34 protein-coding genes are annotated in these 23,428 nt (G+C 45.9%); 18 read left to right on the forward strand and 16 right to left on the reverse strand.

Annotated elements, in window-relative coordinates; translation table 11 throughout:
• The first annotated feature begins 695 nt into the window (after positions 1–695).
• The 11 genes from ACLHV9_RS27605 (at position 696) to ACLHV9_RS27655 (ending at position 5,787) form a co-directional block, all read left to right on the forward strand.
• On the forward strand, positions 696–1,205 hold the full coding sequence (locus tag ACLHV9_RS27605) for a hypothetical protein (protein WP_154808169.1): 510 nt from the start codon (positions 696–698) through the stop codon (positions 1,203–1,205).
• A gap of 4 nt (positions 1,206–1,209) precedes the next feature.
• On the forward strand, positions 1,210–1,554 hold the full coding sequence (locus ACLHV9_RS27610) for a hypothetical protein (protein WP_094334533.1): 345 nt from the start codon (positions 1,210–1,212) through the stop codon (positions 1,552–1,554).
• An 18-nt stretch (positions 1,555–1,572) separates the two neighbouring features.
• Entirely contained in the window at positions 1,573–1,857 is a 285-nt protein-coding gene (locus tag ACLHV9_RS27615; RefSeq protein ID WP_094334534.1) for a hypothetical protein, read from the forward strand.
• A 36-nt stretch (positions 1,858–1,893) separates the two neighbouring features.
• Positions 1,894–2,397: a hypothetical protein gene (locus ACLHV9_RS27620; RefSeq protein ID WP_039696282.1), complete on the forward strand. Its 504-nt coding sequence runs from the start codon at positions 1,894–1,896 to the stop codon at positions 2,395–2,397.
• A gap of 38 nt (positions 2,398–2,435) precedes the next feature.
• A complete protein-coding gene (locus ACLHV9_RS27625) occupies positions 2,436–2,882 on the forward strand; it encodes a hypothetical protein (RefSeq protein WP_004196219.1) in 447 nt (148 codons plus the stop codon).
• 26 nt (positions 2,883–2,908) lie between these two features.
• Positions 2,909–3,544, forward strand: a complete 636-nt coding sequence (locus tag ACLHV9_RS27630) for a recombinase family protein (RefSeq protein ID WP_004196201.1) — start codon at positions 2,909–2,911, stop codon at positions 3,542–3,544.
• Positions 3,534–3,857 carry a hypothetical protein gene (locus ACLHV9_RS27635; protein WP_086070957.1) on the forward strand — a complete coding sequence of 108 codons (324 nt, stop codon included), beginning with the start codon at positions 3,534–3,536 and terminating at the stop codon, positions 3,855–3,857. Before ACLHV9_RS27630 ends, ACLHV9_RS27635 begins: the two co-directional genes overlap by 11 nt.
• Complete coding sequence (locus ACLHV9_RS27640; protein WP_215424271.1) at positions 3,847–4,098, forward strand: hypothetical protein; 252 nt, start codon at positions 3,847–3,849, stop codon at positions 4,096–4,098. The genes ACLHV9_RS27635 and ACLHV9_RS27640 overlap by 11 nt, the downstream gene beginning before the upstream one ends.
• Complete coding sequence (locus ACLHV9_RS27645; RefSeq protein WP_094334535.1) at positions 4,098–4,601, forward strand: thermonuclease family protein; 504 nt, start codon at positions 4,098–4,100, stop codon at positions 4,599–4,601. Before ACLHV9_RS27640 ends, ACLHV9_RS27645 begins: the two co-directional genes overlap by 1 nt.
• A gap of 152 nt (positions 4,602–4,753) precedes the next feature.
• Positions 4,754–4,984, forward strand: coding sequence for a hypothetical protein (locus ACLHV9_RS27650; protein WP_039696288.1), 231 nt, complete (start codon positions 4,754–4,756; stop codon positions 4,982–4,984).
• Positions 4,985–5,466: 482 nt separating this feature from the next.
• Positions 5,467–5,787 (forward strand): hypothetical protein, encoded by a 321-nt coding sequence (locus tag ACLHV9_RS27655; RefSeq protein ID WP_003019617.1) that lies wholly within the window; start codon positions 5,467–5,469, stop codon positions 5,785–5,787.
• Between the two features lie 60 nt (positions 5,788–5,847).
• Here ACLHV9_RS27655 and dqlB read toward each other — a convergent pair whose 3' ends face one another.
• From dqlB to ACLHV9_RS27735, 16 genes are all read right to left on the reverse strand, one after another.
• Positions 5,848–5,943 (reverse strand): DinQ-like type I toxin DqlB, encoded by a 96-nt coding sequence (dqlB, locus tag ACLHV9_RS27660; protein ID WP_003019619.1) that lies wholly within the window; start codon positions 5,941–5,943, stop codon positions 5,848–5,850.
• Between the two features lie 443 nt (positions 5,944–6,386).
• On the reverse strand, positions 6,387–7,073 hold the full coding sequence (locus tag ACLHV9_RS27665) for a TraX family protein (RefSeq protein ID WP_074422775.1): 687 nt from the start codon (positions 7,071–7,073) through the stop codon (positions 6,387–6,389).
• 16 nt (positions 7,074–7,089) lie between these two features.
• Positions 7,090–7,860 carry a conjugal transfer protein TrbN gene (locus ACLHV9_RS27670; protein WP_003019622.1) on the reverse strand — a complete coding sequence of 257 codons (771 nt, stop codon included), beginning with the start codon at positions 7,858–7,860 and terminating at the stop codon, positions 7,090–7,092.
• A 15-nt stretch (positions 7,861–7,875) separates the two neighbouring features.
• Positions 7,876–8,181 (reverse strand): lipoprotein, encoded by a 306-nt coding sequence (locus ACLHV9_RS27675; RefSeq protein WP_032310194.1) that lies wholly within the window; start codon positions 8,179–8,181, stop codon positions 7,876–7,878.
• Positions 8,182–8,191: 10 nt separating this feature from the next.
• Complete coding sequence (gene trbL / locus ACLHV9_RS27680; RefSeq protein WP_109954554.1) at positions 8,192–9,706, reverse strand: P-type conjugative transfer protein TrbL; 1,515 nt, start codon at positions 9,704–9,706, stop codon at positions 8,192–8,194.
• Between the two features lie 58 nt (positions 9,707–9,764).
• The gene (locus ACLHV9_RS27685) at positions 9,765–9,965 is read right to left on the reverse strand and encodes a hypothetical protein (protein WP_059338537.1); all 201 of its coding nucleotides are present in this window, start codon (positions 9,963–9,965) and stop codon (positions 9,765–9,767) included.
• A gap of 9 nt (positions 9,966–9,974) precedes the next feature.
• The gene (gene trbJ / locus ACLHV9_RS27690) at positions 9,975–10,757 is read right to left on the reverse strand and encodes a P-type conjugative transfer protein TrbJ (protein ID WP_039696233.1); all 783 of its coding nucleotides are present in this window, start codon (positions 10,755–10,757) and stop codon (positions 9,975–9,977) included.
• A 12-nt stretch (positions 10,758–10,769) separates the two neighbouring features.
• Positions 10,770–12,164, reverse strand: a complete 1,395-nt coding sequence (locus ACLHV9_RS27695) for a TrbI/VirB10 family protein (protein ID WP_003019636.1) — start codon at positions 12,162–12,164, stop codon at positions 10,770–10,772.
• Positions 12,165–12,167: 3 nt separating this feature from the next.
• The gene (locus ACLHV9_RS27700) at positions 12,168–12,620 is read right to left on the reverse strand and encodes a conjugal transfer protein TrbH (protein WP_032194780.1); all 453 of its coding nucleotides are present in this window, start codon (positions 12,618–12,620) and stop codon (positions 12,168–12,170) included.
• 2 nt (positions 12,621–12,622) lie between these two features.
• On the reverse strand, positions 12,623–13,513 hold the full coding sequence (trbG, locus tag ACLHV9_RS27705) for a P-type conjugative transfer protein TrbG (RefSeq protein ID WP_032310197.1): 891 nt from the start codon (positions 13,511–13,513) through the stop codon (positions 12,623–12,625).
• A gap of 15 nt (positions 13,514–13,528) precedes the next feature.
• The gene (locus tag ACLHV9_RS27710) at positions 13,529–14,236 is read right to left on the reverse strand and encodes a VirB8/TrbF family protein (RefSeq protein WP_032310198.1); all 708 of its coding nucleotides are present in this window, start codon (positions 14,234–14,236) and stop codon (positions 13,529–13,531) included.
• Positions 14,233–16,776: a VirB4 family type IV secretion/conjugal transfer ATPase gene (locus ACLHV9_RS27715; RefSeq protein ID WP_109885657.1), complete on the reverse strand. Its 2,544-nt coding sequence runs from the start codon at positions 16,774–16,776 to the stop codon at positions 14,233–14,235. The genes ACLHV9_RS27710 and ACLHV9_RS27715 overlap by 4 nt, the downstream gene beginning before the upstream one ends.
• On the reverse strand, positions 16,773–17,099 hold the full coding sequence (locus tag ACLHV9_RS27720; RefSeq protein WP_024252963.1) for a conjugal transfer protein TrbD: 327 nt from the start codon (positions 17,097–17,099) through the stop codon (positions 16,773–16,775). Before ACLHV9_RS27720 ends, ACLHV9_RS27715 begins: the two co-directional genes overlap by 4 nt.
• A gap of 2 nt (positions 17,100–17,101) precedes the next feature.
• Positions 17,102–17,485 carry a TrbC/VirB2 family protein gene (locus tag ACLHV9_RS27725; RefSeq protein ID WP_003019650.1) on the reverse strand — a complete coding sequence of 128 codons (384 nt, stop codon included), beginning with the start codon at positions 17,483–17,485 and terminating at the stop codon, positions 17,102–17,104.
• A 113-nt stretch (positions 17,486–17,598) separates the two neighbouring features.
• Positions 17,599–18,555: a P-type conjugative transfer ATPase TrbB gene (trbB, locus tag ACLHV9_RS27730; RefSeq protein ID WP_032310201.1), complete on the reverse strand. Its 957-nt coding sequence runs from the start codon at positions 18,553–18,555 to the stop codon at positions 17,599–17,601.
• Positions 18,556–18,739: 184 nt separating this feature from the next.
• Entirely contained in the window at positions 18,740–19,144 is a 405-nt protein-coding gene (locus ACLHV9_RS27735; RefSeq protein ID WP_003019654.1) for a transcriptional regulator, read from the reverse strand.
• A gap of 105 nt (positions 19,145–19,249) precedes the next feature.
• On the opposite strand from ACLHV9_RS27735, the gene ACLHV9_RS27740 reads away from it, so the two are divergent.
• From ACLHV9_RS27740 to ACLHV9_RS27770, 7 genes are all read left to right on the forward strand, one after another.
• Positions 19,250–19,621, forward strand: a complete 372-nt coding sequence (locus ACLHV9_RS27740) for a single-stranded DNA-binding protein (RefSeq protein ID WP_004196205.1) — start codon at positions 19,250–19,252, stop codon at positions 19,619–19,621.
• 79 nt (positions 19,622–19,700) lie between these two features.
• Positions 19,701–20,603, forward strand: a complete 903-nt coding sequence (gene trfA / locus ACLHV9_RS27745; protein WP_044076637.1) for a plasmid replication initiator TrfA — start codon at positions 19,701–19,703, stop codon at positions 20,601–20,603.
• Positions 20,604–21,632: 1,029 nt separating this feature from the next.
• Entirely contained in the window at positions 21,633–21,932 is a 300-nt protein-coding gene (locus ACLHV9_RS27750) for a type II toxin-antitoxin system RelE/ParE family toxin (protein ID WP_109885658.1), read from the forward strand.
• An 8-nt stretch (positions 21,933–21,940) separates the two neighbouring features.
• Complete coding sequence (locus ACLHV9_RS27755) at positions 21,941–22,249, forward strand: HigA family addiction module antitoxin (RefSeq protein ID WP_003019666.1); 309 nt, start codon at positions 21,941–21,943, stop codon at positions 22,247–22,249.
• Positions 22,249–22,497 carry a hypothetical protein gene (locus tag ACLHV9_RS27760; RefSeq protein WP_039696244.1) on the forward strand — a complete coding sequence of 83 codons (249 nt, stop codon included), beginning with the start codon at positions 22,249–22,251 and terminating at the stop codon, positions 22,495–22,497. Before ACLHV9_RS27755 ends, ACLHV9_RS27760 begins: the two co-directional genes overlap by 1 nt.
• Positions 22,494–23,078, forward strand: a complete 585-nt coding sequence (locus ACLHV9_RS27765; protein ID WP_094334518.1) for a hypothetical protein — start codon at positions 22,494–22,496, stop codon at positions 23,076–23,078. The genes ACLHV9_RS27760 and ACLHV9_RS27765 overlap by 4 nt, the downstream gene beginning before the upstream one ends.
• Positions 23,079–23,167: 89 nt before the next feature.
• A complete protein-coding gene (locus ACLHV9_RS27770) occupies positions 23,168–23,365 on the forward strand; it encodes a DUF905 family protein (protein WP_024252921.1) in 198 nt (65 codons plus the stop codon).
• The last annotated feature ends 63 nt before the right edge of the window (positions 23,366–23,428 follow it).

The following is a 23,428-nucleotide window of genomic DNA, read 5'->3' on the forward strand; positions in this document are numbered from 1 at the left end:
GGCTTTTTTAAGTTGCCTTGATTGCCCTAGCCAGTTTAAACTGTATATGCAGTAAAAAAGCCATACACTTAACGAGTGGGCTTTTAGGGTATACCATAACTGACCTGCTAGGATTCAGTTCTTGAGCAAAGCATAAGGGAAAAAATGTCACACAATCCTTACATTGTTCAGTTCCCGGATGGTTCCCGACTATATGGCGTGAGCAACGGCAGTGGCGTCCTTCTGCGACCCTTGTTTCGCTCACCGGAAGAGGCTATGAGTTTTCCAAGAGAAGCTCTTTACAATGCAACGGAGCCGTCTGAGGCGTCTCAGACAGACGTTAAAGTCATCATCGAACCAGGAGAGGCTTGGGAGAGTGAAAATCGAGCCTCATTGAAATTAATGTGGCTTACTGGCCCTCAGACCAGTAACGAGCGATTGGCGGAAGAGTCAAATAGTGATCATGGACTCTATGGCGGTATTCAATGGGAGTGATCATAGAACCTTTCTGCGCGGCAAGGGGAGAAGATTAGTGGAAAACAGGAAACCTAAAGCCAGATACATTGTTGGTATCCCTCATGGCCGGGTTCTGTACGAGGGCAATTTGCGCTTTGCAGCCTGGTGGTCCTGGTTGTTCAACTGTCGCCAGGCTGTAGCATTTGACCGGCGTTCGTGGGTTATCAATCCCAGCTATTGGATCGCTGGCGATATACCCAATGAAAATTACTTCAATATGGAAGGCCATCGCTGTGCAAAAAATTAATTGGACACAGGAAGAGGATGCAATCTTGGGAACCGACTCGCTGGCAAAAGTATCCGTTCGGCTCAATCGTCCAACAAGCCAGATTCAAAAGCGAATGAAAGAGCTTGGCATTGCTCATTTTGCTCAACGCGGTACACCTCGTAGTTCTGTAAGGTTACAAGCTGAAGAGGCCCAAAAGGAACGAAATAAAATCAGATTCATTCAGCGAATGCGTAAAGGTGCGGTTATTGCGGAAGGGGTAGCAAATGGTTATACCTATACCGCTTTAGCAAAAGAGTTAGGGATCAGTCCCACAGCGGCTAGGAATCAGTTTTTTGTGTTTCTTAGAGTAGCAATGCTTCCTTCGATGCTAGGCGAGGAAATACCACGGGATTTCAAAAATATTCCATCTCATGTTCTAAAAAAAGCTGTGTGCTGCGTAGAGAATTATTGTCTTAACCTTGAAAAGGAAGAGGTGGAATAAATATATGGCATACAGCAAATATCTGAATGATCCCCTCGACGAACATTATCTGTTAGAACCGGGGGAATATGTAGAAGAAGGGGCTATTCCAGATGAAGAGCTGGAAGTTAGAAAACAATTGGCTGCATTAAAATTGTGTGAAGAGCGTCTGCGTAAATGTGGTTTCTTTTGGCGTTTATTTAATTCGGAAGAATATAAAGGCTATCTTCATATAGCTAAAACAGTTAATGACAATCTAATGCAACTTGTGAACAGGACACCCCAGCATAAGGCTGCCATCAGGCGTATTGTGAATTCGATGCCTGAAAGCAATGGCGGGCGTGAAGCCTTACAAGACTTTCTTAAATAAAACTGTGGGGAGAGATTTATGAAAATCAACGAAGTAAATTGGATGGTTGAATGGTTCGCAGATCTATTACGGGAACATGCTTCTATCGAAATTGATAGCGCCAAAAAGGAGGATTTACGAAGCATCATCGCAGGTCTGCCAAAAGGGGCAAGTTTGGGTGATCTGATAAATGCAATTAAAGATTATGAGACTGAGCAAAATGCGATAGACCGTATAGGGTTCGTCATGGAAATTATAGTAAACCAGCCTATAGAGATAGAAAACAAAAGGAAGGTTTTATTTGAAAGTGAGGATGAAATCTAAAATACTTTTTTAAATAAAATTGAGGGGGTAAGTAAAATGGAAAAAACAGATCCAGTTTTTCAATTAATAGATAACTACTGCCGGAGTTATAACAAGGCAAACAAAAAGGAAATTTATTTTCACTGTTATTACATACCATTATTTTTCGCGGCTGCTGCTGTTATGTATTGGAACATTGGTATAAATGGCTTTTGGTGCTTAATGGTTGCTGGTTGGGGTTTGTTGCTTACAGCCGCCATGATTATGAACAGGAGAATGTCTTTAGCCAAGCTAAGGATGGAGTATTCCTATTTTAAAAATGATGGACATGTAATGGGTGTGATTAGTGATGACTTTCTATCACTTCTGGCCGATTCTGGAAGCATTGATAATTACGCCAAAAGAAGGCTTGCAGAAAAGCAGCAAGAAGAATGTGGTGTGCTCAGATGGAGTGATTTGTTTGAGGTTAGAGAAGAAGTCCTGAAATTGAAAGAACGCGATAAGCGTTTAATAGGTAAGGGAGCTGAAAAATTACAGCGGTATAATCAACAAGATAAATGAAAATTTTAGCCGCTAAAATCACAAGGGAGGGAGATGACATGAGTATAAAAAACAGATGTTTGGTTGTTTTAATGATGACGTTCTCATTGGTCAATGTCGCTTATGCGAAAAATGAACAGCCTTATAGGGTGGTTAACATGAATGATATTGCCGATGACGGAAATCAAAATGTTAAATTTATTAATAAAAAGGGTGACTGTTACTATTTCGGACAGGCATTATTAGTTTCCGTCAAAAATGCAAAAGTATTAGGTGTGGAAATACCTGATGCACCGAAAAGCAAAGCATGGGATTTTATTATCAAAAGCAGAGTCTGTCAGGGTGGCGACCGTGATAAAACTCCATACTCAGTCAATCAAACATTATATTTAACCCCTGATACAAAGACAATTCAGAGAAATATGTATTCTGCATTAATCCCTGCAGGTACTGAGTTTCTTGTTTTTTCATCTGAGGAAGAAAGAAACAAATATTTCGGCAAGTAACTGGATTATTGAATGTTGGGGGGGATATGAAAATAGCGCGAGTGTATTTGCGGGTTAGTACAGACGAACAGGATTTGACCCGGCAAAATGAGATCATTGAAAATGCCAGGAAAACTGGGTTCTATGTTGCCGGTGTCTATAAAGAAAAGGCGTCCGGTGCAAGAGCTGATCGCCCGGAACTGCAGCGAATGATAAATGATCTGCAGCCAGACGAAGTAGTTATTGCAGAACATATAGATCGTATCAGTCGTTTACCGCTCGATAGTGCGCTGGCGTTAATAAACTCTATAAAAGAGCGGGGCGCGAAACTCGCCATTCCCGGAATTGTGGATCTTACCGAACTGGCTAACGCTCAATCCGGTGTTGCGAAGGTAGTTCTGGAATCTGTTCAGGATATGTTACTCAAAGTTGCCCTGCAGCTGGCAAGGGATGATTATGAAAACCGTCGCAAACGCCAGAAAGAGGGTATTGAACTGGCTAAACGGCAAGGCCGGTATCAGGGGCGAACTGCAGATCTACGGCTTCATAAACGCATCATTGAGTATCGTTCAAGGAAGACAAGTATTGCGGAAACAGCGAAACTTTGTGAATGTAGCGTCAGCCTTGTAAAATCTGTATGGGCTAAATTTAAAAAAGAAGGAATAAATCACAATGCGAAATAAGGTTAATTTATTATTCATCGCGGTTATAGCTATACCGTTTTATTCCTTTTCATCAACTACAACAATCACGAACTTACACACCATGCAGTTGCAACAACAAATCTCAAGAAATGCAGCAGTAAACTCTGGAGTTACTACCAATCATAGTAAGTCTGTAAGAGGTAGCGGTGGTGGTATACCAGTGTATGACGCTGCAGCTGTTGAAGCAGCAAAGCACCAATTGTACGAGCAGTGGTTAAAAGAAAATGATAAAAAAATGGGCTATGAGAAATGGGAAAATATGATTATGGAGGGAGATAACAATGGGAAATAACAATACTCAAGTAACTAAGCGGAGAGTGGCTATCAGCTTCTTCTTGTTCATGATTATTTTTTTAATGTTTTTAACAACTCTTCCTGGGTTTTATAATATTGAATATCTTTCTACTCCTATGATTGTAGGGAAATTTACAATAGGTTTTCTATGCTTATTATTAGTCGCTTATAACGGGGCTAGTTTTATTTATAAACTCTTAAGTTACTTTGAGTGTTTGAAAAATAAGGGAAGTGATTAATGAGAAAATTAATTTTATGTAATATCTTGATATTACCTACTTTATTCTCATGTGTCGAAGCAGCGCCAGCGATTACGGTAACACGAATACTGGATGGTGATACCCTTGAGGTCAAAGATGAAGGCGAGTTGATAAGAATTCGGCTTGTAGATATTGATGCCCCGGAGAAAAGCCAGCCGTTCGGCCAGAGAGCCAAACAGAAATTGTCTGAGCTGGTAAAAGATGCTGATGACGTAGCTGTATCTTCAACCGGTAAAGATCGTTATGGACGTACCTTAGCGAAGGTCTATGTAAAAAAATGCCAGCCAGCATGTCTGGCTTATTACGTAAATGCTGAAATGGTAAAAAGTGGCCTGGCTTGGGCCTATCGCTACCATGGAAAGGCAACCAGCCCGACTATGGAAGAACTGGAGAGCAGGGCGAAGCAGGCCAAAACAGGGCTTTGGTCATTACCAGATGCTGTTGAACCATGGCGTTACCGGTATGAACATAAAACTCAGTAATTTGTCATATAATTTGAATAAGTTTACTCTAGTTGTGAGTTGTTTATATTGTTGAAAATACTGTGTTTTTTAAAATGCCGGCATCGATGGCCAGCTGCTGCAGCTGCAACGACCGGTGAACATCTACTTCAAAAAATATGGACACACGAATTATGAGCAAAAGCGTAGGCATTCGAACGGAGTTACTTGCGCAAATGGCCGGAGTAAGTGAGGCTGAACTGGTTCATGCGCTAAAGACAACCGGGGAAATCTTGGGTATAAAAATCCCTTCCCCCCTTCCCCAAAAATATAACGCCAGAACGAGAAATTTTGATTTTCTTGAAGGTAAAGCATTTGCAGATAAAGTAGCCGCTGTCCGAGCTGCAACCACGCGAAAGAAATGAAATCAAAAGCGGTTTTACGCCAGCAAGAAATAGAGGTGTCAATTTAGAGAGGCTATCTGGACAGGTAAAGGGATATAAAAAATCAATTGGAGCAGAAACCTTGATTTGGAGATAATTGTTTTGTCGGAAACGGCATCCCTTCTTTAGAAAGGTCTTATCGATGAGCACCGAACTTATCCAGAACCTCCCTCAGATCATCCTCGCTCTTGCCACCCTTATAACGGCTGTCGCCAGACTCGTGAAAGAGATTAAGAAGAAATAAATTTAGCCCCTTTCCAGGGGCTTTTTTAATGTTATCGATGTACTGTCCCCAGCTGGCCGTGTGCGTGTCATACCGGCCCGGAGTTTGCCCGCTGCGCATGTACTGTCCCGGCTGGCCGTGTGCGTGTCATACCGGCCCGGAGTTCGCCCGCTGCGCATGTACTGTCCCTGCTGCAGGTGCTACCATGGAGTTAACAGCATCTTGATCAGTTAAGTTAAAAATGGAAGCGAAAACACTTATCAGAACGGGCGTTGTAGTTGCGCTAATCGGGATTGCGGGCGTATTACTTGAAAAAATCGTCTGGCAGACAGCAGACACATATCCGGCGTTTCTGGCTGGTCACAGAGCTGTCAACACTCTTCAAAGCGTGGACAGTTTTTCTGCGGGTGATGCCCGGACAGTATGCGGGCTTAATGATACCGATGACGTTTATGACAATGCAGATGTGGCGTTTAAGAAGAACGGGACTTTTGTAAGGTGTATGAATCATCCTGTTAGTCGTGTGTATAAAGTCATCTATCCGACACCAGGTAAATCTTAACTTATTTATTAAAGGGCGAGGAATGGTCCCTCCCCGCCCTTAGTTACGTTTCCGTATTCATTAATCAATGAATTGTCGGATCAGTTCCAGGATAGCAATCAGCGCGTTTACAAGCGCCGCTGCCGCCCTCAGAACGATGATTAACAGGTTAATCATCCGTTTCTCCTTAAAGGAGTAGGAACGCTGCTGATCGCCCTTACGTTGCCTGTCACAGCAGTTCCACTGTCTAATGTAGGATGTTCCTTTTAGGCCAGAGCACCAGAACAGCACCACCTGTTTTCCGGCCAGGACTTTGAGTCTGTTCACCGCCTGCACGGTTAGGCCGAAAAGGAGCAACTACAACAACATAGACGGGCACATCATACACGCTTAGGCATCAATTTGCATTTGTGGCTCATTAGACGTAAGATTTTAACGTCTAATGTAGGATGTTCCATTTAGGCCAGAGCGCCAAAACAAAAAGCCCGATCTCACCAGTCGGGCTTTTTTGTATCTGCTATCAGCATCACCAATGCCGGTGTTAAAATGGCTCGCCCGGACAGGGCCGGGTTCCCATCATCCAGGGGTGGATTTGTTAATCCCCAGCTGTCCGGGCGTTCTCATGTGAAAAACAAATAGCCCTTTGTAGTCAGGTAAAGCTGTAAAGCCAGAATCAGATAAAGGTGTGTGGGATAGAAGACGTAAAAAAACCATTTTAGCCGGGGGAGATTAAAACGGATATTCCCGATAATGGAAATTAACGGTATTGCCAGTAGTGCATAAAAATTATGGTTAATAACAGTTAGTAATACGCAGCTGACAAATGCAAGGAGAATAAACACTCCCCTTCCCTTCTTATAATATAGCCAGATACATACACCCATAGCCACCGCAGGCCACCAAAATTCAACTATCGCGCCATATCCAGCAAAAACTAACAAAGCAAAGAGAAGATGCCTACGCTCGCCTAATTCAATGAGGTAACAGATAATGGTAACGGCCTGTAAGGTAAAAAGGATATTAAGCGGCCACCAACCATCAATTACACCCCCCAACATTATGTATGCAGGTGTAGCCAGAAGGCCAAATATCATCAGTCGCTGACAGACTTTTGAATATACTCTATAGGTGTATGAATCTGGCCTTGCAAGGTTATACGCCAGAACAAAGCAAAAAAGAGGCATCACAACACGTCCGGCATTATAAAGAATGGGGATTGTGTCATTTAATAAATATTTATTAATATGGTCGCCAATCATTAAGATTAAAGCGACCCACTTAATGAGTTCTACATTTTTGAAAGGCATGTTTTAGCCGCTAAAATCAACGTAGCTTGATATTTCCATATACTGCAGCCAGTGCATCCGCTGCAGCCTTGTTATAACGACCTGGTAGTTGCTGTGCGGGCTGCTGGTAGTCAGCCTTTGCGACGCTTTTAACCGGTATTTGTTTTACAGACGCGGCAAAACCAATAAGTTGATCCGGCGTAGATGGTGTTGCTGCTGTCCCGTCATTTTTTGGCGGTTCTGTAGCGTGTGTGTCGCTTTGTGCAAGGTCAGTAACCTGCGCAATGCTTTTCCCCGCCCTTTCTTCTGGCGTAACCCCTGCAGCCGCCAGTTGCGGCTGTGGAGTTGTTCCGGCAGGCTTTGTCGCATCAAACGTATTAAAGCGTGCTTCAATCCATGTCTGCCATTTAGCTGCTTTTCTTATCAGGTCAGCACGATAGACCTCGTTAAATTGAGGCGTTTTTGAATGATAATTTGCAGCTTTTGTCCAGATGTCGCCTTTATCATTTTTGATATGGCCGCGTATACGCCACGCAGCCAAATCATATGAATAACAGCCTGGCTGTGCTACGTCCTCCGCTGTAATGCCGTATTTTTCCAGATCCTTTAAATAAACCGTATTAAACTGCATACGGCCCACATCATATGTGCCATTTGAGTTACGATTTTTATTCTCAAGCCCGGTGCTACCACCCTCTTTTTCAGCTACGGCTAACATGATATTAGCCGGAACCTGATATTTTATCGCTGCAGTAATTGAGCAAACTACACGTTCAACCTGAGCCGGTGGCATATCTAAATACGGCATATTATTCTCCTTTGATCACAGCCCGCGCAGGCGGCCAAACTTGTTATTAATTTTTTCAACCACATCACTTCCAGCGGATGAGCACTTATCCAGCTGTTTTTTACGCTTGCGCGAAGTATGATCCGGCAGGAAAGAGCCGTGTTTTTTCTCGATGATATTGAAATAGTCACCAACCGGCCCTGAACACCCGCTTGCGACATTTCCGGTTGTCATCACACCATACAGGCATAACACCTGTTCGCATGGATCTGCGGCTTTAGCCGGGGCTGTCATAGCAACAGAACTTGCAGCTAAAACCAGAACGGAAAGAATTGCTTTCATAACGAACCCCTTAGAAGTTTTGTTTGTTTTTGAACTGTTCATATTCATCACTGCCTTGTGGAGCCTGTGACTCTCCAGAACCATTGCCTGTATCTGGCTGGCTTCCACTCAGACCGTCACCACTAAACTGATTTGTGCTGGCGTTATCGTTACTGGCGAAAGCACCCTGCATAGCCGTGTCATCTGAAACCATCGGACCAGACTGACGCGCAGCTGTTTGCGCACGGATTTGAGAAGCAAGCTGACCACCTGCAGTCTGTGCAATAGTGTCTTTTGCCGCGCTGATTTTTGAGTCATGCTTGGCCGCATTGCGTGCGGCCATGCCGTCAGCCAGACTACTCGCCATGTGAGAAGCCATGCGGCCAGCTCGTGAGAAAGATGAAGCAAACCCCTGACTTCCTCCGCTGGCGCTACCTGAACTGCTTCCTGCAGACGAACCACCGGAACCGCCAGATGGTTGGCCTCCAGAAGTATCTACGGAACCGGTATCTTCCCCGCCGCCAAATCCTCCACCGGAACCACCGGAACCACCGGAACCACCGGAACCTGATTCTTCTGCCATCGCCGCTTGTGCTGATTCAAACGCCGCTTTGAGGGCTGATGCGCCCCCGGCAGCGTTTGCGGCACCTGCTGCGGCTAAAGCGCCACCTGTTGCTGCAATAGCAGCTGCAGAAGCAGCTGCTCCAACAAGAGCACCTGCGCCAAAGGAACCAATCCCACCAGTGCTACCTCCGGCAAGTCCCCCAATTAAAGCCGGGATTTTGTTGCTCAAATAAAGAAGAGCCAATGCTACAACAAAAATAACACCCATTTCCTTGAGGCTAATTGAACTGCTCATACCTGTGTAATAGCTATCAAGAATTGACTTACCTATGCCAATAATAAGGACCATTGACATAAGCTGCGCACCGGTTGATAGGACGGTTTTGAAGAAATTGATAGCCATATCCGAAGTCCAGCGAGAACCGCCGAACCCAAGGAAAAATATCCCTCCGTAAACAAGCACCCAAGCCGAAATAAAAAGAAGCAAGAGGTTTACACCAACGAGAGCAAGTATACCGAGAATAATTATCCCAAGAATAATACCAGCTGTACTGTCTACAGGAGACCAGACTGATGACTGATCAAGAACCTTAAAGAAAATATCAAACCCGATCTGTGTAACGCCTCCCGGAGTGAAAGCGGCATTTTGCCCTATGGCCTCTGCACCGATTTGCCACATTGATTTGATGATAGCCATTGCAATAGCTGGTCCATTGGACAGTAAATACCAAAAGAAACCTATTACAACAAAAAACCGAACAATTTCGGCTAGGGCCGTGTTAATACCATCGCCCTGCATAGCCATCATGCCGAAGGTCCATACCATGCTAATCAATGCTAAAGACCAAAACAGCCATGTCCCATATTTGATCATGACACCGCTCCATGCAGAAGCAGCGGCCTGATATTTATCTAACACTTCATCCATAACATTACTATTCATCGCAGCTGACGCAAACGATGAATAGGAAAATAAAACCATCACCAGTATTAATAAAGTGAATGGTTTTATATTCTCTCTGTTTAATACTGAGATCATGTTACTTGTCCTCTTTGGAAGAGTTGTTTTCTTCCTTATTCATATCCCAGCTTTTATTTCCTGAGTTGGTGATATTACCGCTATAGTGCGGACATCCTTTTGCGGTTGGATCTTTCTTACAATCTGTCTTGTCCTCTCCGTCACATCCTGTAATTAAGAAGGTGGTAATTAACGCAACTGTGGATAAGAGTTTCAGTTTCATGTTTTTTCCTTACTGGAAAGACCAGCTTTTGGAGGATGAAGTTGAGATGTTGTCACCGTTACGTAACTGCTCTGATGCAGCCGCTTGCTGGGCCTCTTTATCGGCCTGAGCCTGCGCCAGTGTTGCTGCAGCGTTTTGTTGAGCTACCAGAAGCGAGCGGATTTGCAGCAACTGGTTCGTTTGAGCACTGGCAAGCTGGTTAGCAGCCTGAATAGCTTCCATTTGCCCTTGCGCGCCGGTTGCCTGAGTTTGCAAATCTGCCAGGTTATCAGCATCGCTTTGCAGTGTTTCCTGCTGTTGATCGAGAGCCTTAAACACGGCGTCATTAGCCTTTTTACGTGCCTCAGAGTTGTTCTGTTCAGCTTTACGCAGTGCGCTAATTTCATCCGCAGTACATTCAACATTACTGTTAAAGCACGGTGATGAGCGGTAGTAATTCACGTCCTGATAACGTTTCAGATATGAATCGAGACTCCCGGCCTGATTTTTGTAGTAATTAAGAGTGTCCTGCGCCTGCAATAATTTGTTGATGGTCGAATTGGCCTGATCCCAGATATATGCCGCAGGTGCGACTGTATTTTTCAGCATGTTTTCATACTGCTGCAGCTGCGTCTGGTACTGCTGGATCTGTTTAGCCACAGCCTGAACGTTATTGACTGCGCTGATTGTGGTCTGCACCACATTAGTACCATCGATGACAGGGATACCGGCTTTCGCCGGTAATGCCATGATTGACGCCACGAAGGAAGCCAGTAACGCTTTTTTAGCGGCTAAAACGAAACGTTTATTCATCGTCTTGTCCTCTTAGTAGTCAAATGCCTGATAAGGCTTTGTGAATGCCAGGTCTTTAGTGACCATGATATTGAAGCGATAACCCGGACGAATTTCGAGCGTAGGCGCGATATTCAGGTTTTTCTGTACAACCTGCGCAATGGCCTGACCGAATACCTGACCCAGCGCTGCACTCATTTCACTGCTCATATTCGGAGCCTGATTTGAGTTGTTATTGTTCTGGTCGCGATCCTGAGAATAAGCAATTGTCGCGGTGATACCTGACAGCAGCAGAGCGTTACCAAAGATACGGAAGTAATGGTTATTAACCTGATCACGGAAACCAGAATAACCCGCCATGTCTGCGCCCGGCATGGAGCCTAAATCAAGAGCTTTTCCGTCCGGGAACACCAGACGTTGCCAGGCAATCATGACCCCTTCCTGACCATAGGCAACATCGCTTGAATATGTACCTATCACGCGAGTACCGTGAGGGATAAGAAGGTATTTGCCTGTTGCCGAGTCATAAACGTCCTGAGCAACCTGACCAACAATCTGGCCTGGAAGATCAGAGTTAATACCGCTAATCATGACGCCAGGAATGACCCAGCCCGCACGAAGTTCATACTGGCTGTGTGGTGCAGAAACTTTTTCATCCAGTAACCATCTGTCACCCTGCCCTTTCTTACCGAACTGGTTGATGTCATTTCGGGAAACGGAAGCACCACCCACTGATGCCAGCTGCATACCAGTATCGCTGCCGCTATCTGCGCCGCCATTCATAGAGGCCCGGATTCTCTGAACCTGAGCGTCATAACTTGCAGTAGCATCGCCAGCATTGTTCTGTTCCATCTGACGGCGAACGTTAGCGATTTCCTGCAGCATTTCATCGCGGGTTTGCGGTGTATTGCCTGCAGTGGTTGAACGCCCCAACTGGTTAGGCAGGCTCACTTCCGTTTTAGCTTTTACGGCCTCAACAAAATCACGCATTTTATTGCGACGAATCTGGTCTGCTTCTGGATCATTCTGCCGTGGCGATTCCGACCGTTGCGGAACGGGTGGCTGATCTGGATCAGCCACCGGCGCAACGGGAACCGCTGTATAATCTGTGCTCGGTTTGGTTTTATCGTCCTGTTTCGGAATCTCTGGCGGTGTCGCCGGTGCTTCAATAAGCCCGGAACTACCACCTCCCATAACATCCATTGCCATTGCTGAGGTATCGCGGCTGCTGCCGCGTTGAACAGTCGTTTCTGCCGTATCAGACGCGCCCTGGTTGGCACGTTTATTCGCGACGTATGCAACGACAAGGCAGAATGCAGCCACACAGCCTATAGCAATGTACATAGGTCTTTTGTTAACGCGGCGTACACCGGTTTTGTTAGCAACGCCCGGAGAAGCGTCGGGGGACATTTTATCTTGGTCAGCCATCCTTTATTCCTCGCGAGTCCATGGGCCTGCCGGGTATGCTTTGCCGTCTGTTGCCAGAGCGAAGCCACGGCTTAACGTGACGCCACCAACATACGTTGTGACCTGGTAGAGGTTTGGCGCGACGGTATTCACGACATAACCAAGAGTGGTCCCTGAATTTGCCAGGGCGCTCTGAGGCTTACCGTCTTTCGTGAACTCAATAACGGCATAACCCCGCGACCGAAGACGTTGAACAAGTGCCGAGCCGAACTGATCTTTGGCAGGCTGTTTCATCGTGAACGTAGTACGTCCCGGAGGATACAGCGCTGCCAGATGCGCAACGGTGTTATCTGCCATGCTCGTAGAGGCGAACATATTGGCATTCGAATAGTTGCCATAACCCGAAGAGACACAGCCAGTCATTAACAGGCTTGCGGCCAGCACCATAGCAGAGGTTAATTTCATTGCTGCTTTCATTATTAGCCCCTTGTGATAGTCACTTTTTCCTGGCTCGAACCGACGCCAATTACCAGATATGCCTTGTCAAACAGGCCATCGACAATCGTTCTGTCTCCCTGGGTACGCAGGTTTACCTGCTGTGTTTCGTCTTTAGAGAACAGCCCACCTTCTTTACGCACAACCAGAAGGATTGGGGTTTCGCCAGAAGAAATCGTTTTAGGGAACTGGATAATGGTTTTGACGCCATCGTTATATACACGTACCGGTTTCCAGCTGGCAGAACCGCTGATTTCGTAGTTGAAGTCCAGATTCCCCAGGTATTCACCTGTTTGAGGAATTGTGTTGTCACGCAGATGCTTGGCTTCACGCGTCCGAATGGCATCCCATTTAGCCTGCGCGTCTTCCGGGTAGGTAAATGACACATACGGCATAAATTTGGTGCGGCTGGTTTTAACTCGCATACGATAAGTGCGGCGGTCAGTCGTCACTACCAAAGAGGTATCAAGGCCCACATCAAGCGGTTTGATGATCAGATGCAGCTGCTGCGCGGCACCAGAACCGGTGATTGAAGGAGATACCGTTACGCGTGGATCACCAACGTCGATATTGTTGACGTTTTCTCCGGGCTGCAAAGCCACATCGCACAGCTGCAGTACGGCACAGACAATCTGCGTCTGGCCCGTTGTATACACGTAACTGATTGCACCGTCCGGCCCTGCAAATGGTTTACTGGTTACGCTGCCAGCACCGGTCTGCCATTTCTGGCCGATACCAATAGCTGCTCGTTCCTGCGGTGTGAGTGATGGCTCATTGTTAGAGAAATATTGGTCGGCCAGCGGATCACTACCGGGAGCCGCATTAGCCAGAAGCGGTAAGCTCAAAATTAACGCTGAGATAATTGACTTTTTCATGTGTCGGCCCCGAATTTACAGTTGTTTTGACCAGTTAAAATCTTTAATGAAAATACGATGTGGGTTCATCACATCATTGTTTTCGTTAATTTTTGCGTTCAGATTAGTGTTCTGATAAACGTTGACCAGTGCTCGCATACGGACCGGTGGGTTTTTTAACGTACCGTCGCGGTTACGTGTTGTCTCAATCCAGTCAACCTGCCAGGTATCTGGCGTTTGCTGCAGTACGGAAATCAGCTCATTGCTGACCATTTCCGTTTTTGCACGGGTGAAAGGATTACGTTCTTTCGAACCATTCAGATATTCATTCGCTTTTGTTGTGGCGGGATCATCCGGGAACAAAAACGCGTAGGTGCGCAATACAGACTTACGCTGTAGTTCACCATCTGGCGTAACCGTTCTGATGTGATCGATAAAGTTCCATACAGCGGTGCGATAGTCGTCGATCTTGGCTGGCGGCAAGCGGTCTGCTCTTGTCAGGCTGACGTAGTTACCTGCCTTGTCCTGTTCATAAACCATCGGGACAGTTTTCGACTGGCTCCCGATGTAAGTAATCCCACCCACAGCGGCCAGACCGATAAGCAGACCCGCTACACCAATGAAAATACCCAGCGCCCCGAACTGCTGCACATGGCCCATGTGGATATTCCATGAACGACGTGCATTGAGATACGGATTAGGGCTATCAGGCTGAGGGTTTTTTTTACCGTTAAAAAGTTTCATGCAGCGACCTCATACTCATAATCATTTAAGTCCAGACCCTTAGTGCGTAGCCATTCATCTACCCAGCCATCACCGTATGTTTCGGACAGTTGTTTAACTGCATCGATTGAATCGGGATCAGTAGCTCCAACAAATGCCAGCGCAAGCGGCCCCAGCGCGAGCTGATACAGGCGGCGTCCTTCTTCGGATACGTAGTAGTAATCGCGTTTTGGTACGGCAGACGCGATGATTTCAATCTGACGGCGATTAAGCCCCATATTGATATACAGAGGCATGGCTTCTTCCTGCAGGGCGTTGCTGTTTGGCAGGAAGATTCGGCAGGCAGTTGACTCAATAATGACATCGAGAATGCCAGAGTTGGCCGCATCACTAAGCTGTTGAGTTGCCATAAGAACAGAGCAGTTTTTCTTCGCCATGGATTTAAGCCAGTCGCGGATTTTGCCCCTGAATTCTGGATGACCCAGCATGAGCCAGGCCTCATCAAGGATGATGAGTGTTGGGCGACCATCCAGAGATTCTTCAATGCGACGGAAGAGATAGAGCAGCACCGGCAGCGCGTATTTCTGATCCATGTTCATGAGGTGTTCAATCTCAAAGGTCATGAAGTCAGAAATATCAAGGCCATCTTCTTCTGCATCGAGCAGATGCCCCATGTTGCCATCAATGGTGTATTGCTTGAGCGCCTCACGAACGACATTGTTCTGTACCGTGACCGTAAATTCAGACAGGGTTTTCGAATGAGTCTCAGACATACTCTTAATGGCGTCAGCAATCGCGTTTCGCATCGGTGCATCAACCTTAACCCCGTTCAGGATCAGAATGGCTTCAATCCATTCCATCGCCCATGTACGGCGGGTAGGAGTATCCAGTCGTGATAAAGGAGCAAATGCCAGCTGGTTATCATCACCGGCAATCGTGAAATGCTTCCCGCCTACGCCCTTGCAGGTTGCAAGCATCGACAGACCTTTGTCGAAAGTGAAAATGCGCGAGTCAGCATAACGTCGCCACTGCATAGCGATTAACGCCAGATGGGTAGATTTACCGGCACGGGTTGGTCCGAACATGAAAGCGTGGCCGAGGTCACGAACATGCAGATTAAGTCGGAATGGCGTATTCCCTGACGTAACACAGTGCGTTAACGGCGGTGCGCCTACTTCGAACATCGGACTTGGGGCTTTGTTTTCGCCCGGCCAGATAGTGCTGGTCGGTATCAGGTCGGCAAGGTTAAGGGTATTTACCAGCGGGCGCCGCACATTTTCAACACCGTGGCCCGGTAAGGAACCAAAGTAGGCATCCATCGTGTTAACGGTTTCAATTCGAGCAGCGAAGCCGGTATTGTTAACAGCCTTGCGCATAAACTCTGCTGCTGCTTCGACCTTCTGACGGTCCTCATTCATCAGGACAATAACACTGGTGATGTAACCCTGGCTGACCAAACCGGAGTTAGTCTCTGCAATAGCAGAAGACGCATCGTTGACCATAGACAGTGCGTCTTCATCAACGTAGCCGTTATTGGTATTGAACAGCTGAGACATAAAACCGCGTACTTTCTGTTTCCACTTCCTGCGGAATGCCGTCAGCTTTGAAATGGCTTCGTGAGCATCGAGGAAAATAAAGCGCGTTGACCAGCGGTATTCACATGGCTGTTCGGCCAGCTTACTGAGAATGCCCGGATAAGATTCAGACGGGTAGCCTTCAATCGCCACAACCTGAATGAAGTTCTTCCCGATACGCGGCGTAATGCCAGGAATAAGCTCCTGACCTCCAATGAGGCTATCCAGGTAAATAGGGTTATTTGGCAGACGTATAGGATGTTGCAGGCCCGTAATGCAATACTGCAGGTACTCCAGCTGCTGATCCATCGTTGCAATGGAGCCATCTTCCTGCACGACTTTCACGCCGTTCAGCCGTTCAATCGAAACAGCCTGCGAAAGGTTTGCCTGAATTATGCTGATTTCATGCTTAAATTTTTCGATGAGATTAAGCGTAGCGTCTTTGTCGGTAGAGGCTTCGCGATCGTCATCAAACATCAATTCGGTGAATTTACTTTCTGCCAGCGCAGGCGGGAACCAGGTGAAGGTAACGATAAAGCACCCTTCATACAGTTGCCCCATCTTTTCAAACAGACGGCGACGTTCTTCATCGATGGCAGCGGAAACACGGTCGGGAAAGTGCGAAGCGTTTCGGTCACTGTATGACGGAGCCGGACTACGCATTGCATCAACGTGCATCATCCAGCCGTTGCCGAGTCTGCCAATCGCTTTATTAATGCGAAATGAGACAAGCTCTCTTTCCTGATCGGTCGAACTCGCGTTGTCAGCACCTTTAAAAAAGAATGACGCCATAAAGGAACCGTTCTTACATACGATCACGCCATCATCAACAACAGCGGCGTACATAAGCATGTCGGCTACAGCTTCATCCTCCGAGCGATTTTTTTTAAGGTGATATTCCTTCACCATACGCAAATAGAAAGCCAGCATCATGCCAAGCAAGATCAGACCTATCAGCGCAACTAAGACAGGAATTACGGTATTCATTTTTTCACCCTTTCATAACGTTTGCCTTGGGTTCCTGTATTTTTGCGGAACGGCGTAGCACGGGGTGCATAATACGGCTGGCTGTATTTGAGGCTACGCAGATAAACATGGCGCAACATCGGATCTGATTTAGCCATTTTCCTTAACAGGAAAAGTGCTCCCCCCCAAATCCCGATGCCTACACCGGCAGCGATCCAGTCTTGTGATGTAAAGATAAGGACCGCTGCCAGCAGGATTGAAAACATAACCAATTCACGGTCCCCGCCCATGAAGAGGTTCGTTCTTGAAGCCGCCCTACGAATGGGGATCGTGCGTAATGCCATGGTTATGCCACTCCCCCTGTTTTAGAGCTGGTCAGCATTGCTGCCAGTTCTGCACCCTGCCCAGTGATTGCAGACAACGTGTTTTGAGCCGCAACCAGGAAGCTAAGAACAAGAACGATGAAAATCAGAGTACGAAGGAACCCGTTCATATCACCGCCGAAGATCAACATCGCGCCTGCACCTACCAGGCCGATAATGGAAGCGGTATATGCAAATGGTCCTGTAACAGAAGTACGGATGTTGGTCATCCAGTCATCGAACGGCAGGCCACCGCCTGATGTGTTTGACGCCAGAGCAGGTTCAGCTGCCATGAAAAACAGCATCGCGCCCAAAAATGCAATAAAGGCGTGTTTGCTGAGATTGAAGTGGGAAAGACCTGTTTTCATTAAATAACCCCTTACTAAGGTTGTTCTGGAACGATTTGAATAAGGTTGAGCTTTATGGCCTGCCCGATGGCCTGAGTCTCGTTGCTGTGTGTGGTAGATATGTCCTCCATTTTTTAAGCTGCAATGAGCTGGGAAATGTATTCCCCGTTTTCATAACCCTGAATCTCGCGGATTTCTTTAATCCGGCGACCCTCAGAAGTTTTAGAAATCTGGACGATCACGTTGACCGCTTCGCCGATTACCGGCTCAATTTCTCGCGGAGCAAACGGGTTACGTGAAATCAGTGAACGCAGACGCGTGAGAGCAGAAAGCGTGTTGTTGGCGTGAAGTGAGGCCGCGCCGCCCTCATGCCCGGTGTTCCAGGCGTCAAGCATATCGAGGGCTTCCGGGCCGCGTGTTTCACCTACGAAAATACGGTCAGGTCGCATACGCAGGATCAGACGAAGAATGTCTGTCATGGTGACGTCAACGGTGGTGTGATACTGAACAAAATTTTGCGCGGCGCACTGCAGTTCGCCCGTATCTTCGATAATGCAGATACGCTCGTCTGGAAACTGACGAACTATTTCAGCAATGATGGCGTTTAACAGCGTTGTCTTCCCTGAACCAGTACCACCAATAACCAGAATATTTTTATGCGCGGCAATTGCGCGACAAATAAAATCAGCCTGCGCCCTGGTCATTACGCCTTTATCTACATATTCATCCAGAAGGAAAATGCGTGAGGCTTTCTTACGAATAGCAAAGGTTGGACCTGCAACCAGTGGCGGCAGCTGACCCGCAAAACGGGAACCATCAATAGGGAGTTCACATTCAAGAAATGGCGATTTGTGATCGATAATCTTTTTGTGAAAGCCCGCGATAGTTTGAAGAATGGTTTTTGAACGTTGTACAGGCACTGTTCCCATGCAGAACATAGGCTGACCGAATTTCTCACGCCACAGCTTGCCATCCGGGTTGAGCATGATTTCCAGCGTTTCAGGATCTTCCAACGCTTCCATCAAACTTGGCCCCATGTCCCTTTTGAGCTTTTCTATCGCTCTTAAATCAACGGAATCTACAGCGTCCATAATTCCTCTTTTTCTTTACACAGCTTTTACAATAGAAATTACGGCAAACGATATACCGAAACAAACTTGCAAGCAAGAGTTAATCCAGCATTAAAGCGAAATTATTGGTGGTTCGAAGACGGGGAAAGGGGATGTTTTTTAGCGGCTAAAATCTGCATCCCTGCAGAACCATCCTTTTCTGGCGTTAACTGTCTTTCTTTTCCTGCATTTTTTCCAGCATTGCCTTTGCTTCCTGCCCTAACTTCTGGCGAGCCTGATCACTCCACATACGTACCCGAAAGGCTTGCTGTTCGGAAAGTATGACGGACACTCTTACATAGCCAGGGGGAAGGCTCTTAACAGGTTTTCCATCAGCCATCAGCATAAGGCTGTGTTCATCAAGATCAGTTGTTTCAAGGAGAACAGGAAGGGCTACATCGAGGGCATTAGCAATGGATTCCATCACCCTTAAAGATGGGTTCGCTTTTCCATTTGTTAGGTCCGACAAAAAAGAGATTGAAACCCCAGCTTTTTGGGAAAGCTCCTGCTTTGTCATACCTCTTTCTTCAAGCAGTCTGAGGATGTTAGTAAAAAAAATTAGGTTGTACACGATACGCTTACGCCTCGATGTAAATTTTAGCGGCTAAAATGTTGACCGAATCAAATTGTTTAGCTAAACTCTATATTCCCTAGTCACAGAGATAGAGATCTGCATATGAAAAATCTTAATCGTTTTCAGTTTATCGGAAATCTAACAAAAGACACAGAGTTACGGTATACAGCAAAAAGCACACCGATCGCAATTTTCGATATAGCGGTTAACGGGAGCTATAAAGAACAGGAAAGCGGTGAAGTCAAGGAATATACCGACTTTTTCCGTATCAAGGTATGGGGTAAGGCTGCAGAAAACGCTGCAAAGTTCCTGGGGAAAGGTTCGCAGGTTTTTGTAGAAGGTTCTATGCGTAACACTCAGTATGAATCGAACGGCCAAAAAGTGTATGGCATCGATTACATTGCTGAGAATATCCAGTATTTAAATACAAAATCCCCGGCAAGCAGTCCCGCAGCTGCAGGTAATGAAAACTGATTGATGGGGCAAGATGGTATAGAATGGAAGGCCCGATGAGGGCCTTTTCTCAATGCGCTGTCAAAGCGGCGAGGCATTTATGACTAAAGAAGAAAAAGACGCTCAACTTGAACAGCTAAAAAAAGCTGCACAGGCACAGCGCACCAAATCAGTAGAAAAGAAAAACTCTTCTAATCAACTTTCGCTTTTTGATATAGCGCCTTGGCCGGACTCTATGAGAGCCTTGCCGAACGATTATGCCCGTTCAGCGCTTTTTACAGTCAAAAACAAACGCCAGCCGCGAGAAGCACTGCAGAAGAAAGAAATCTATCACATTAATAAAGACATCCGTATCACCTATACCGGGCTTGAACTGCGTGCCGATGACGACGAACTGGTCTGGCAGCAGGTTCTGGAGTACGCCAAGAGAAAACCTATAGGTGCTCCAATTACGTTTAGTTTCTATGAACTCTGCCAGGATCTTGGTTGGTCTTATAATGGCCGTTACATCGAAAAGGCAGAAGAATGCTTAACTCGGTTACAGGCTACTGCAATGCAGTTTATCTCTGATCGTATCGGCCAGCTGGATTCGGTTTCGTTGATAGGTCGTTTTAAAGTGTTAGATAGGGGAAAGCGTTCTTCACAATGCGAAGTAATCATTGATAAAGAAATGATTCTTCTTTTTGCTGATGGACATTATTCAAAGTTTGTTTGGGAAAAGTACCGAAAACTGTCTCCCACTGCCCGCCGCTTGTTTGACTATTTCAGTTCCCACCGTGATCCGTATCCAATGAAACTGGAAACGTTTCGTCTTATGTGCGGTTCTGAAACATCTACGCCACGTAAGTGGAAACAACAGGTTAGTAAGGCTTGTGATGAACTTAATGAAAGCGGATTGGTTTATAACGCCTTCGTCAATGGTTCATTAGTTGGTTGCCAACGGTCCAATCCTGAGCCGATCAAAGCTCCTGACGGGAAAGACGGTGAAGGCGACGGAGAGTGATGTTCATGACATTTGAGGTACGCATTATGACATATGAGGTACGCTCAAAAAGTTTAGCTGCACAATTTATCAGCAAAAAAAAGTTTAGGTCGTGTTTAGCTCATTCTGGTAATTGAACTTGTGTATTTTATCCACGGAATCTGTGGATAAGTGTGTTATTAACCCGGAATTATCACGACATATGAGGTACGCTTTAACGACATATGAGGTACGTGTTGGCGACATTTGAGGTACGCTTTCATGACATTTGAGGTACGCTTTAACGACATATAAGGTACGCCATTATGACATTTGAGGTACGCTTTTATGACATATGAGGTACGCCTGTGGATGAAATTTATTATAAAATTCAATACGTTAAACGCCTTTTCCACAGCCCTCTAACCAGATCTTTAACCTGATCCTTAACCGATCCTCTAACCAATTTTAACCAATAAAAACATAACCTTATTTTTAACCGCGTCTAACGACGCCCCCGAAGGGGGAAACCCCCCTTCTCAATCCCTCCCGGCCGCAAGCGGCCTCCCCCCCCAGGGGCAAGCCCCTCGACCGCAAGCGGTCTTCACCCCAAACCAAAATGACTCACTCGCTTCGCGAGCTTAGGCCGCTTCGCTCTGCCAGAGATAAATCTCTGGCGCAGTCCCACTAACCAACGTGCAAAGCATCTGGCCGTTAAAGGATTTCTGCTCCGGGCCTTAAAAGGCCCAAAGCAGAAACCTTAACGGATGATGTAACTACTTAATAACTCACTCGCTACGCGAGCATAGGCCGCTTCGCTCTCGGCAAAGTACCTTTGCCGGGCATAGATACTCGCTAGAGATACCAGGCACACTTCGAAATACTGAATGCGCTACAGAACCGGAGGGTTTACGCCAGAAAGAAGGGCTTTAAAGGGATCGTCTTAGGATCGTTATGCGAAATTGGATCATTTTTCGAATGTTCTAAATTGGTGGCTTCATGTTCCATTTTGGTTGCATGGACCGTATTTGATGATATAATGAACACTCAATACTATGATGGAGCGCTGGAATGATTGGTAGCTTTAAGGACGGCCAGAACGGTGAGCTTGCAACGTTCTACGTGCATGGGACACGGAGCGCAAAGATACCGGCCATCATTGAAAAGCCGCTTCGCCGTAAGCTGTCTCTTCTGGCCGCTGCCAGCAGTGAAAAATCATTGTTCTCGCCGCCCGGTAACAATTATGAACGCTTGCAGGGTAATCTCGCTGGATGGTCAAGCATTAGGGTGAGCATTCAGTGGCGTCTAATCTTTCGCTGGCGCGATGGCCATGCTTACGACATTTATCTCGATCCACATAAGTACCGCTAGGGGGGAATATGGATACGATCACCGCAGAACCAACCACTGTAGGCGAAATGCTGTCAGAAGAGTTTTTAAAGCCGCTGAACATCACCCAGGCAGAGCTGGCGCTGGTAATGGGTGTGTCCCGTAAAGTTATCGGCCAGATAATCAATAACAGCCGCCGTATCAGCGTAGCAGAAGCCTCACAGCTGGCCGTATTGTTCCAGACTGATGAAGATTTCTGGATTAACCTGCAGGCCGCTCATGACCGTTGGGAGAGCCGAAATATTATAGCGAATAACCATTTCCGCCCTATTCAGGATCTGCTCGCGGAGGCAGGTTGATGATCAATTACGTAGAAATAGCCCGGAGCTGGCGATTACAGAACCCGGAACATGCCGATAGCGGCATAGTGCTTATCTGGAATGATGCGGTTTACGGCTGGAAAAACTGTCTGCGTGACCCTCAACATGAAAGACCTGGTGCAATAGCTATTGATTCCAGTGAGCATATTTTTATTGCCGAAGGTGGTAACGAGTATGATGGTGCGAAGTGTTGGGTTGTTTTGGAAAATAAGAAGGAACTTATATGAATGATAATGCGCATTTTGAAACGGTATTTACGACATTCCCGTTACTTCACTTTGGAATGATTGTTGCCGCTTTGTCGTATATAACTTTTGCGGTAATGATGAATTTCATCAAGCGTAGTCAATTTTTAAAGAAAGTTTTAGATGGTAAGTATGATCTACCTGGAAATGATGATAATGAAGAAGAGGTCTGGAAGAAGGAACCATTTTTAAGTTTTATAAAATGGGACAGAAAACGCTGCATTATCCAGTCAATAGTATCTGCCGTTTTCTTTGTTTTGATTATTGCATCATTTATTTATTATCTGCTTGAGGTGGGGACAAAAAAGGATTTATATTTGTTTGTGTTTACTTTTTCATTACTTGCAAGTTTTCACAATTTAATAAAGTCAATTCACGCAATGATTGACGCCAAGAAAATGAATAAAGATCTCAAAGAGAATATAAGTGCTGATTTGTTTAATTCACACTTCACAAAATTTATTAAAGCAGAAGGTATTTATTTATACTGTTCTCTATTTTTTGATATTGCATGTATCATTGTTATTGGGTGGTTGCTGTATTCAGAATTTGTCGGGAAATAGAATAAAACACTTCACATTATAGGACAAAATGTCCTATAATGTTTGTGAAGGCCGGGTAAGTCACTCAGGTCAATTACCGGAGAACTCCGATGAAAGATGTACTTAAGAACCTCCCTCCCCTTGTCGATACTGTAACTGTTAAGGTTGCTAACGTTACTAAGTACGACGATCACCAGGTAGAAATTCGCGAGGCTGATACCAATCTTCTTATCTGGCGCGCATGGGATTTTGAACCGGACTTTGAATATAATTTTAAGCAGCAGCTGCAGCGCTTCATTAAAAACTGATTTGCAAACTGGCCCGCATAGCGGGCCTTCTTAAATTTATTCAGCTCTTAGATAAAAAGGAAA

This window comes from Enterobacter sp. CPE_E890, from assembly GCF_046521475.1.
Taxonomy (GTDB): Bacteria; Pseudomonadota; Gammaproteobacteria; order Enterobacterales; family Enterobacteriaceae; genus Enterobacter; species Enterobacter adelaidei.

What these genes read in the sequence shown, in the direction of transcription:
- ACLHV9_RS27605 (WP_154808169.1), top strand. Translation starts at nt 696, where the DNA reads ATGAAAATTACTTCAATATGGAAGGCCATCGCTGTGCAAAAAATTAAT.
- ACLHV9_RS27610 (WP_094334533.1), top strand. Translation starts at nt 1,210, where the DNA reads ATGGCATACAGCAAATATCTGAATGATCCCCTCGACGAACATTATCTG.
- ACLHV9_RS27615 (WP_094334534.1), top strand. Translation starts at nt 1,573, where the DNA reads ATGAAAATCAACGAAGTAAATTGGATGGTTGAATGGTTCGCAGATCTA.
- ACLHV9_RS27620 (WP_039696282.1), top strand. Translation starts at nt 1,894, where the DNA reads ATGGAAAAAACAGATCCAGTTTTTCAATTAATAGATAACTACTGCCGG.
- ACLHV9_RS27625 (WP_004196219.1), top strand. Translation starts at nt 2,436, where the DNA reads ATGAGTATAAAAAACAGATGTTTGGTTGTTTTAATGATGACGTTCTCA.
- ACLHV9_RS27630 (WP_004196201.1), top strand. Translation starts at nt 2,909, where the DNA reads ATGAAAATAGCGCGAGTGTATTTGCGGGTTAGTACAGACGAACAGGAT.
- ACLHV9_RS27635 (WP_086070957.1), top strand. Translation starts at nt 3,534, where the DNA reads ATGCGAAATAAGGTTAATTTATTATTCATCGCGGTTATAGCTATACCG.
- ACLHV9_RS27640 (WP_215424271.1), top strand. Translation starts at nt 3,847, where the DNA reads ATGGGAAATAACAATACTCAAGTAACTAAGCGGAGAGTGGCTATCAGC.
- ACLHV9_RS27645 (WP_094334535.1), top strand. Translation starts at nt 4,098, where the DNA reads ATGAGAAAATTAATTTTATGTAATATCTTGATATTACCTACTTTATTC.
- ACLHV9_RS27650 (WP_039696288.1), top strand. Translation starts at nt 4,754, where the DNA reads ATGAGCAAAAGCGTAGGCATTCGAACGGAGTTACTTGCGCAAATGGCC.
- ACLHV9_RS27655 (WP_003019617.1), top strand. Translation starts at nt 5,467, where the DNA reads ATGGAAGCGAAAACACTTATCAGAACGGGCGTTGTAGTTGCGCTAATC.
- dqlB (WP_003019619.1), bottom strand. Translation starts at nt 5,943, where the DNA reads ATGATTAACCTGTTAATCATCGTTCTGAGGGCGGCAGCGGCGCTTGTA.
- ACLHV9_RS27665 (WP_074422775.1), bottom strand. Translation starts at nt 7,073, where the DNA reads ATGCCTTTCAAAAATGTAGAACTCATTAAGTGGGTCGCTTTAATCTTA.
- ACLHV9_RS27670 (WP_003019622.1), bottom strand. Translation starts at nt 7,860, where the DNA reads ATGCCGTATTTAGATATGCCACCGGCTCAGGTTGAACGTGTAGTTTGC.
- ACLHV9_RS27675 (WP_032310194.1), bottom strand. Translation starts at nt 8,181, where the DNA reads ATGAAAGCAATTCTTTCCGTTCTGGTTTTAGCTGCAAGTTCTGTTGCT.
- trbL (WP_109954554.1), bottom strand. Translation starts at nt 9,706, where the DNA reads ATGGTTTTATTTTCCTATTCATCGTTTGCGTCAGCTGCGATGAATAGT.
- ACLHV9_RS27685 (WP_059338537.1), bottom strand. Translation starts at nt 9,965, where the DNA reads ATGAAACTGAAACTCTTATCCACAGTTGCGTTAATTACCACCTTCTTA.
- trbJ (WP_039696233.1), bottom strand. Translation starts at nt 10,757, where the DNA reads ATGAATAAACGTTTCGTTTTAGCCGCTAAAAAAGCGTTACTGGCTTCC.
- ACLHV9_RS27695 (WP_003019636.1), bottom strand. Translation starts at nt 12,164, where the DNA reads ATGGCTGACCAAGATAAAATGTCCCCCGACGCTTCTCCGGGCGTTGCT.
- ACLHV9_RS27700 (WP_032194780.1), bottom strand. Translation starts at nt 12,620, where the DNA reads ATGAAAGCAGCAATGAAATTAACCTCTGCTATGGTGCTGGCCGCAAGC.
- trbG (WP_032310197.1), bottom strand. Translation starts at nt 13,513, where the DNA reads ATGAAAAAGTCAATTATCTCAGCGTTAATTTTGAGCTTACCGCTTCTG.
- ACLHV9_RS27710 (WP_032310198.1), bottom strand. Translation starts at nt 14,236, where the DNA reads ATGAAACTTTTTAACGGTAAAAAAAACCCTCAGCCTGATAGCCCTAAT.
- ACLHV9_RS27715 (WP_109885657.1), bottom strand. Translation starts at nt 16,776, where the DNA reads ATGAATACCGTAATTCCTGTCTTAGTTGCGCTGATAGGTCTGATCTTG.
- ACLHV9_RS27720 (WP_024252963.1), bottom strand. Translation starts at nt 17,099, where the DNA reads ATGGCATTACGCACGATCCCCATTCGTAGGGCGGCTTCAAGAACGAAC.
- ACLHV9_RS27725 (WP_003019650.1), bottom strand. Translation starts at nt 17,485, where the DNA reads ATGAAAACAGGTCTTTCCCACTTCAATCTCAGCAAACACGCCTTTATT.
- trbB (WP_032310201.1), bottom strand. Translation starts at nt 18,555, where the DNA reads ATGGACGCTGTAGATTCCGTTGATTTAAGAGCGATAGAAAAGCTCAAA.
- ACLHV9_RS27740 (WP_004196205.1), top strand. Translation starts at nt 19,250, where the DNA reads ATGAAAAATCTTAATCGTTTTCAGTTTATCGGAAATCTAACAAAAGAC.
- trfA (WP_044076637.1), top strand. Translation starts at nt 19,701, where the DNA reads ATGACTAAAGAAGAAAAAGACGCTCAACTTGAACAGCTAAAAAAAGCT.
- ACLHV9_RS27750 (WP_109885658.1), top strand. Translation starts at nt 21,633, where the DNA reads ATGATTGGTAGCTTTAAGGACGGCCAGAACGGTGAGCTTGCAACGTTC.
- ACLHV9_RS27755 (WP_003019666.1), top strand. Translation starts at nt 21,941, where the DNA reads ATGGATACGATCACCGCAGAACCAACCACTGTAGGCGAAATGCTGTCA.
- ACLHV9_RS27760 (WP_039696244.1), top strand. Translation starts at nt 22,249, where the DNA reads ATGATCAATTACGTAGAAATAGCCCGGAGCTGGCGATTACAGAACCCG.
- ACLHV9_RS27765 (WP_094334518.1), top strand. Translation starts at nt 22,494, where the DNA reads ATGAATGATAATGCGCATTTTGAAACGGTATTTACGACATTCCCGTTA.
- ACLHV9_RS27770 (WP_024252921.1), top strand. Translation starts at nt 23,168, where the DNA reads ATGAAAGATGTACTTAAGAACCTCCCTCCCCTTGTCGATACTGTAACT.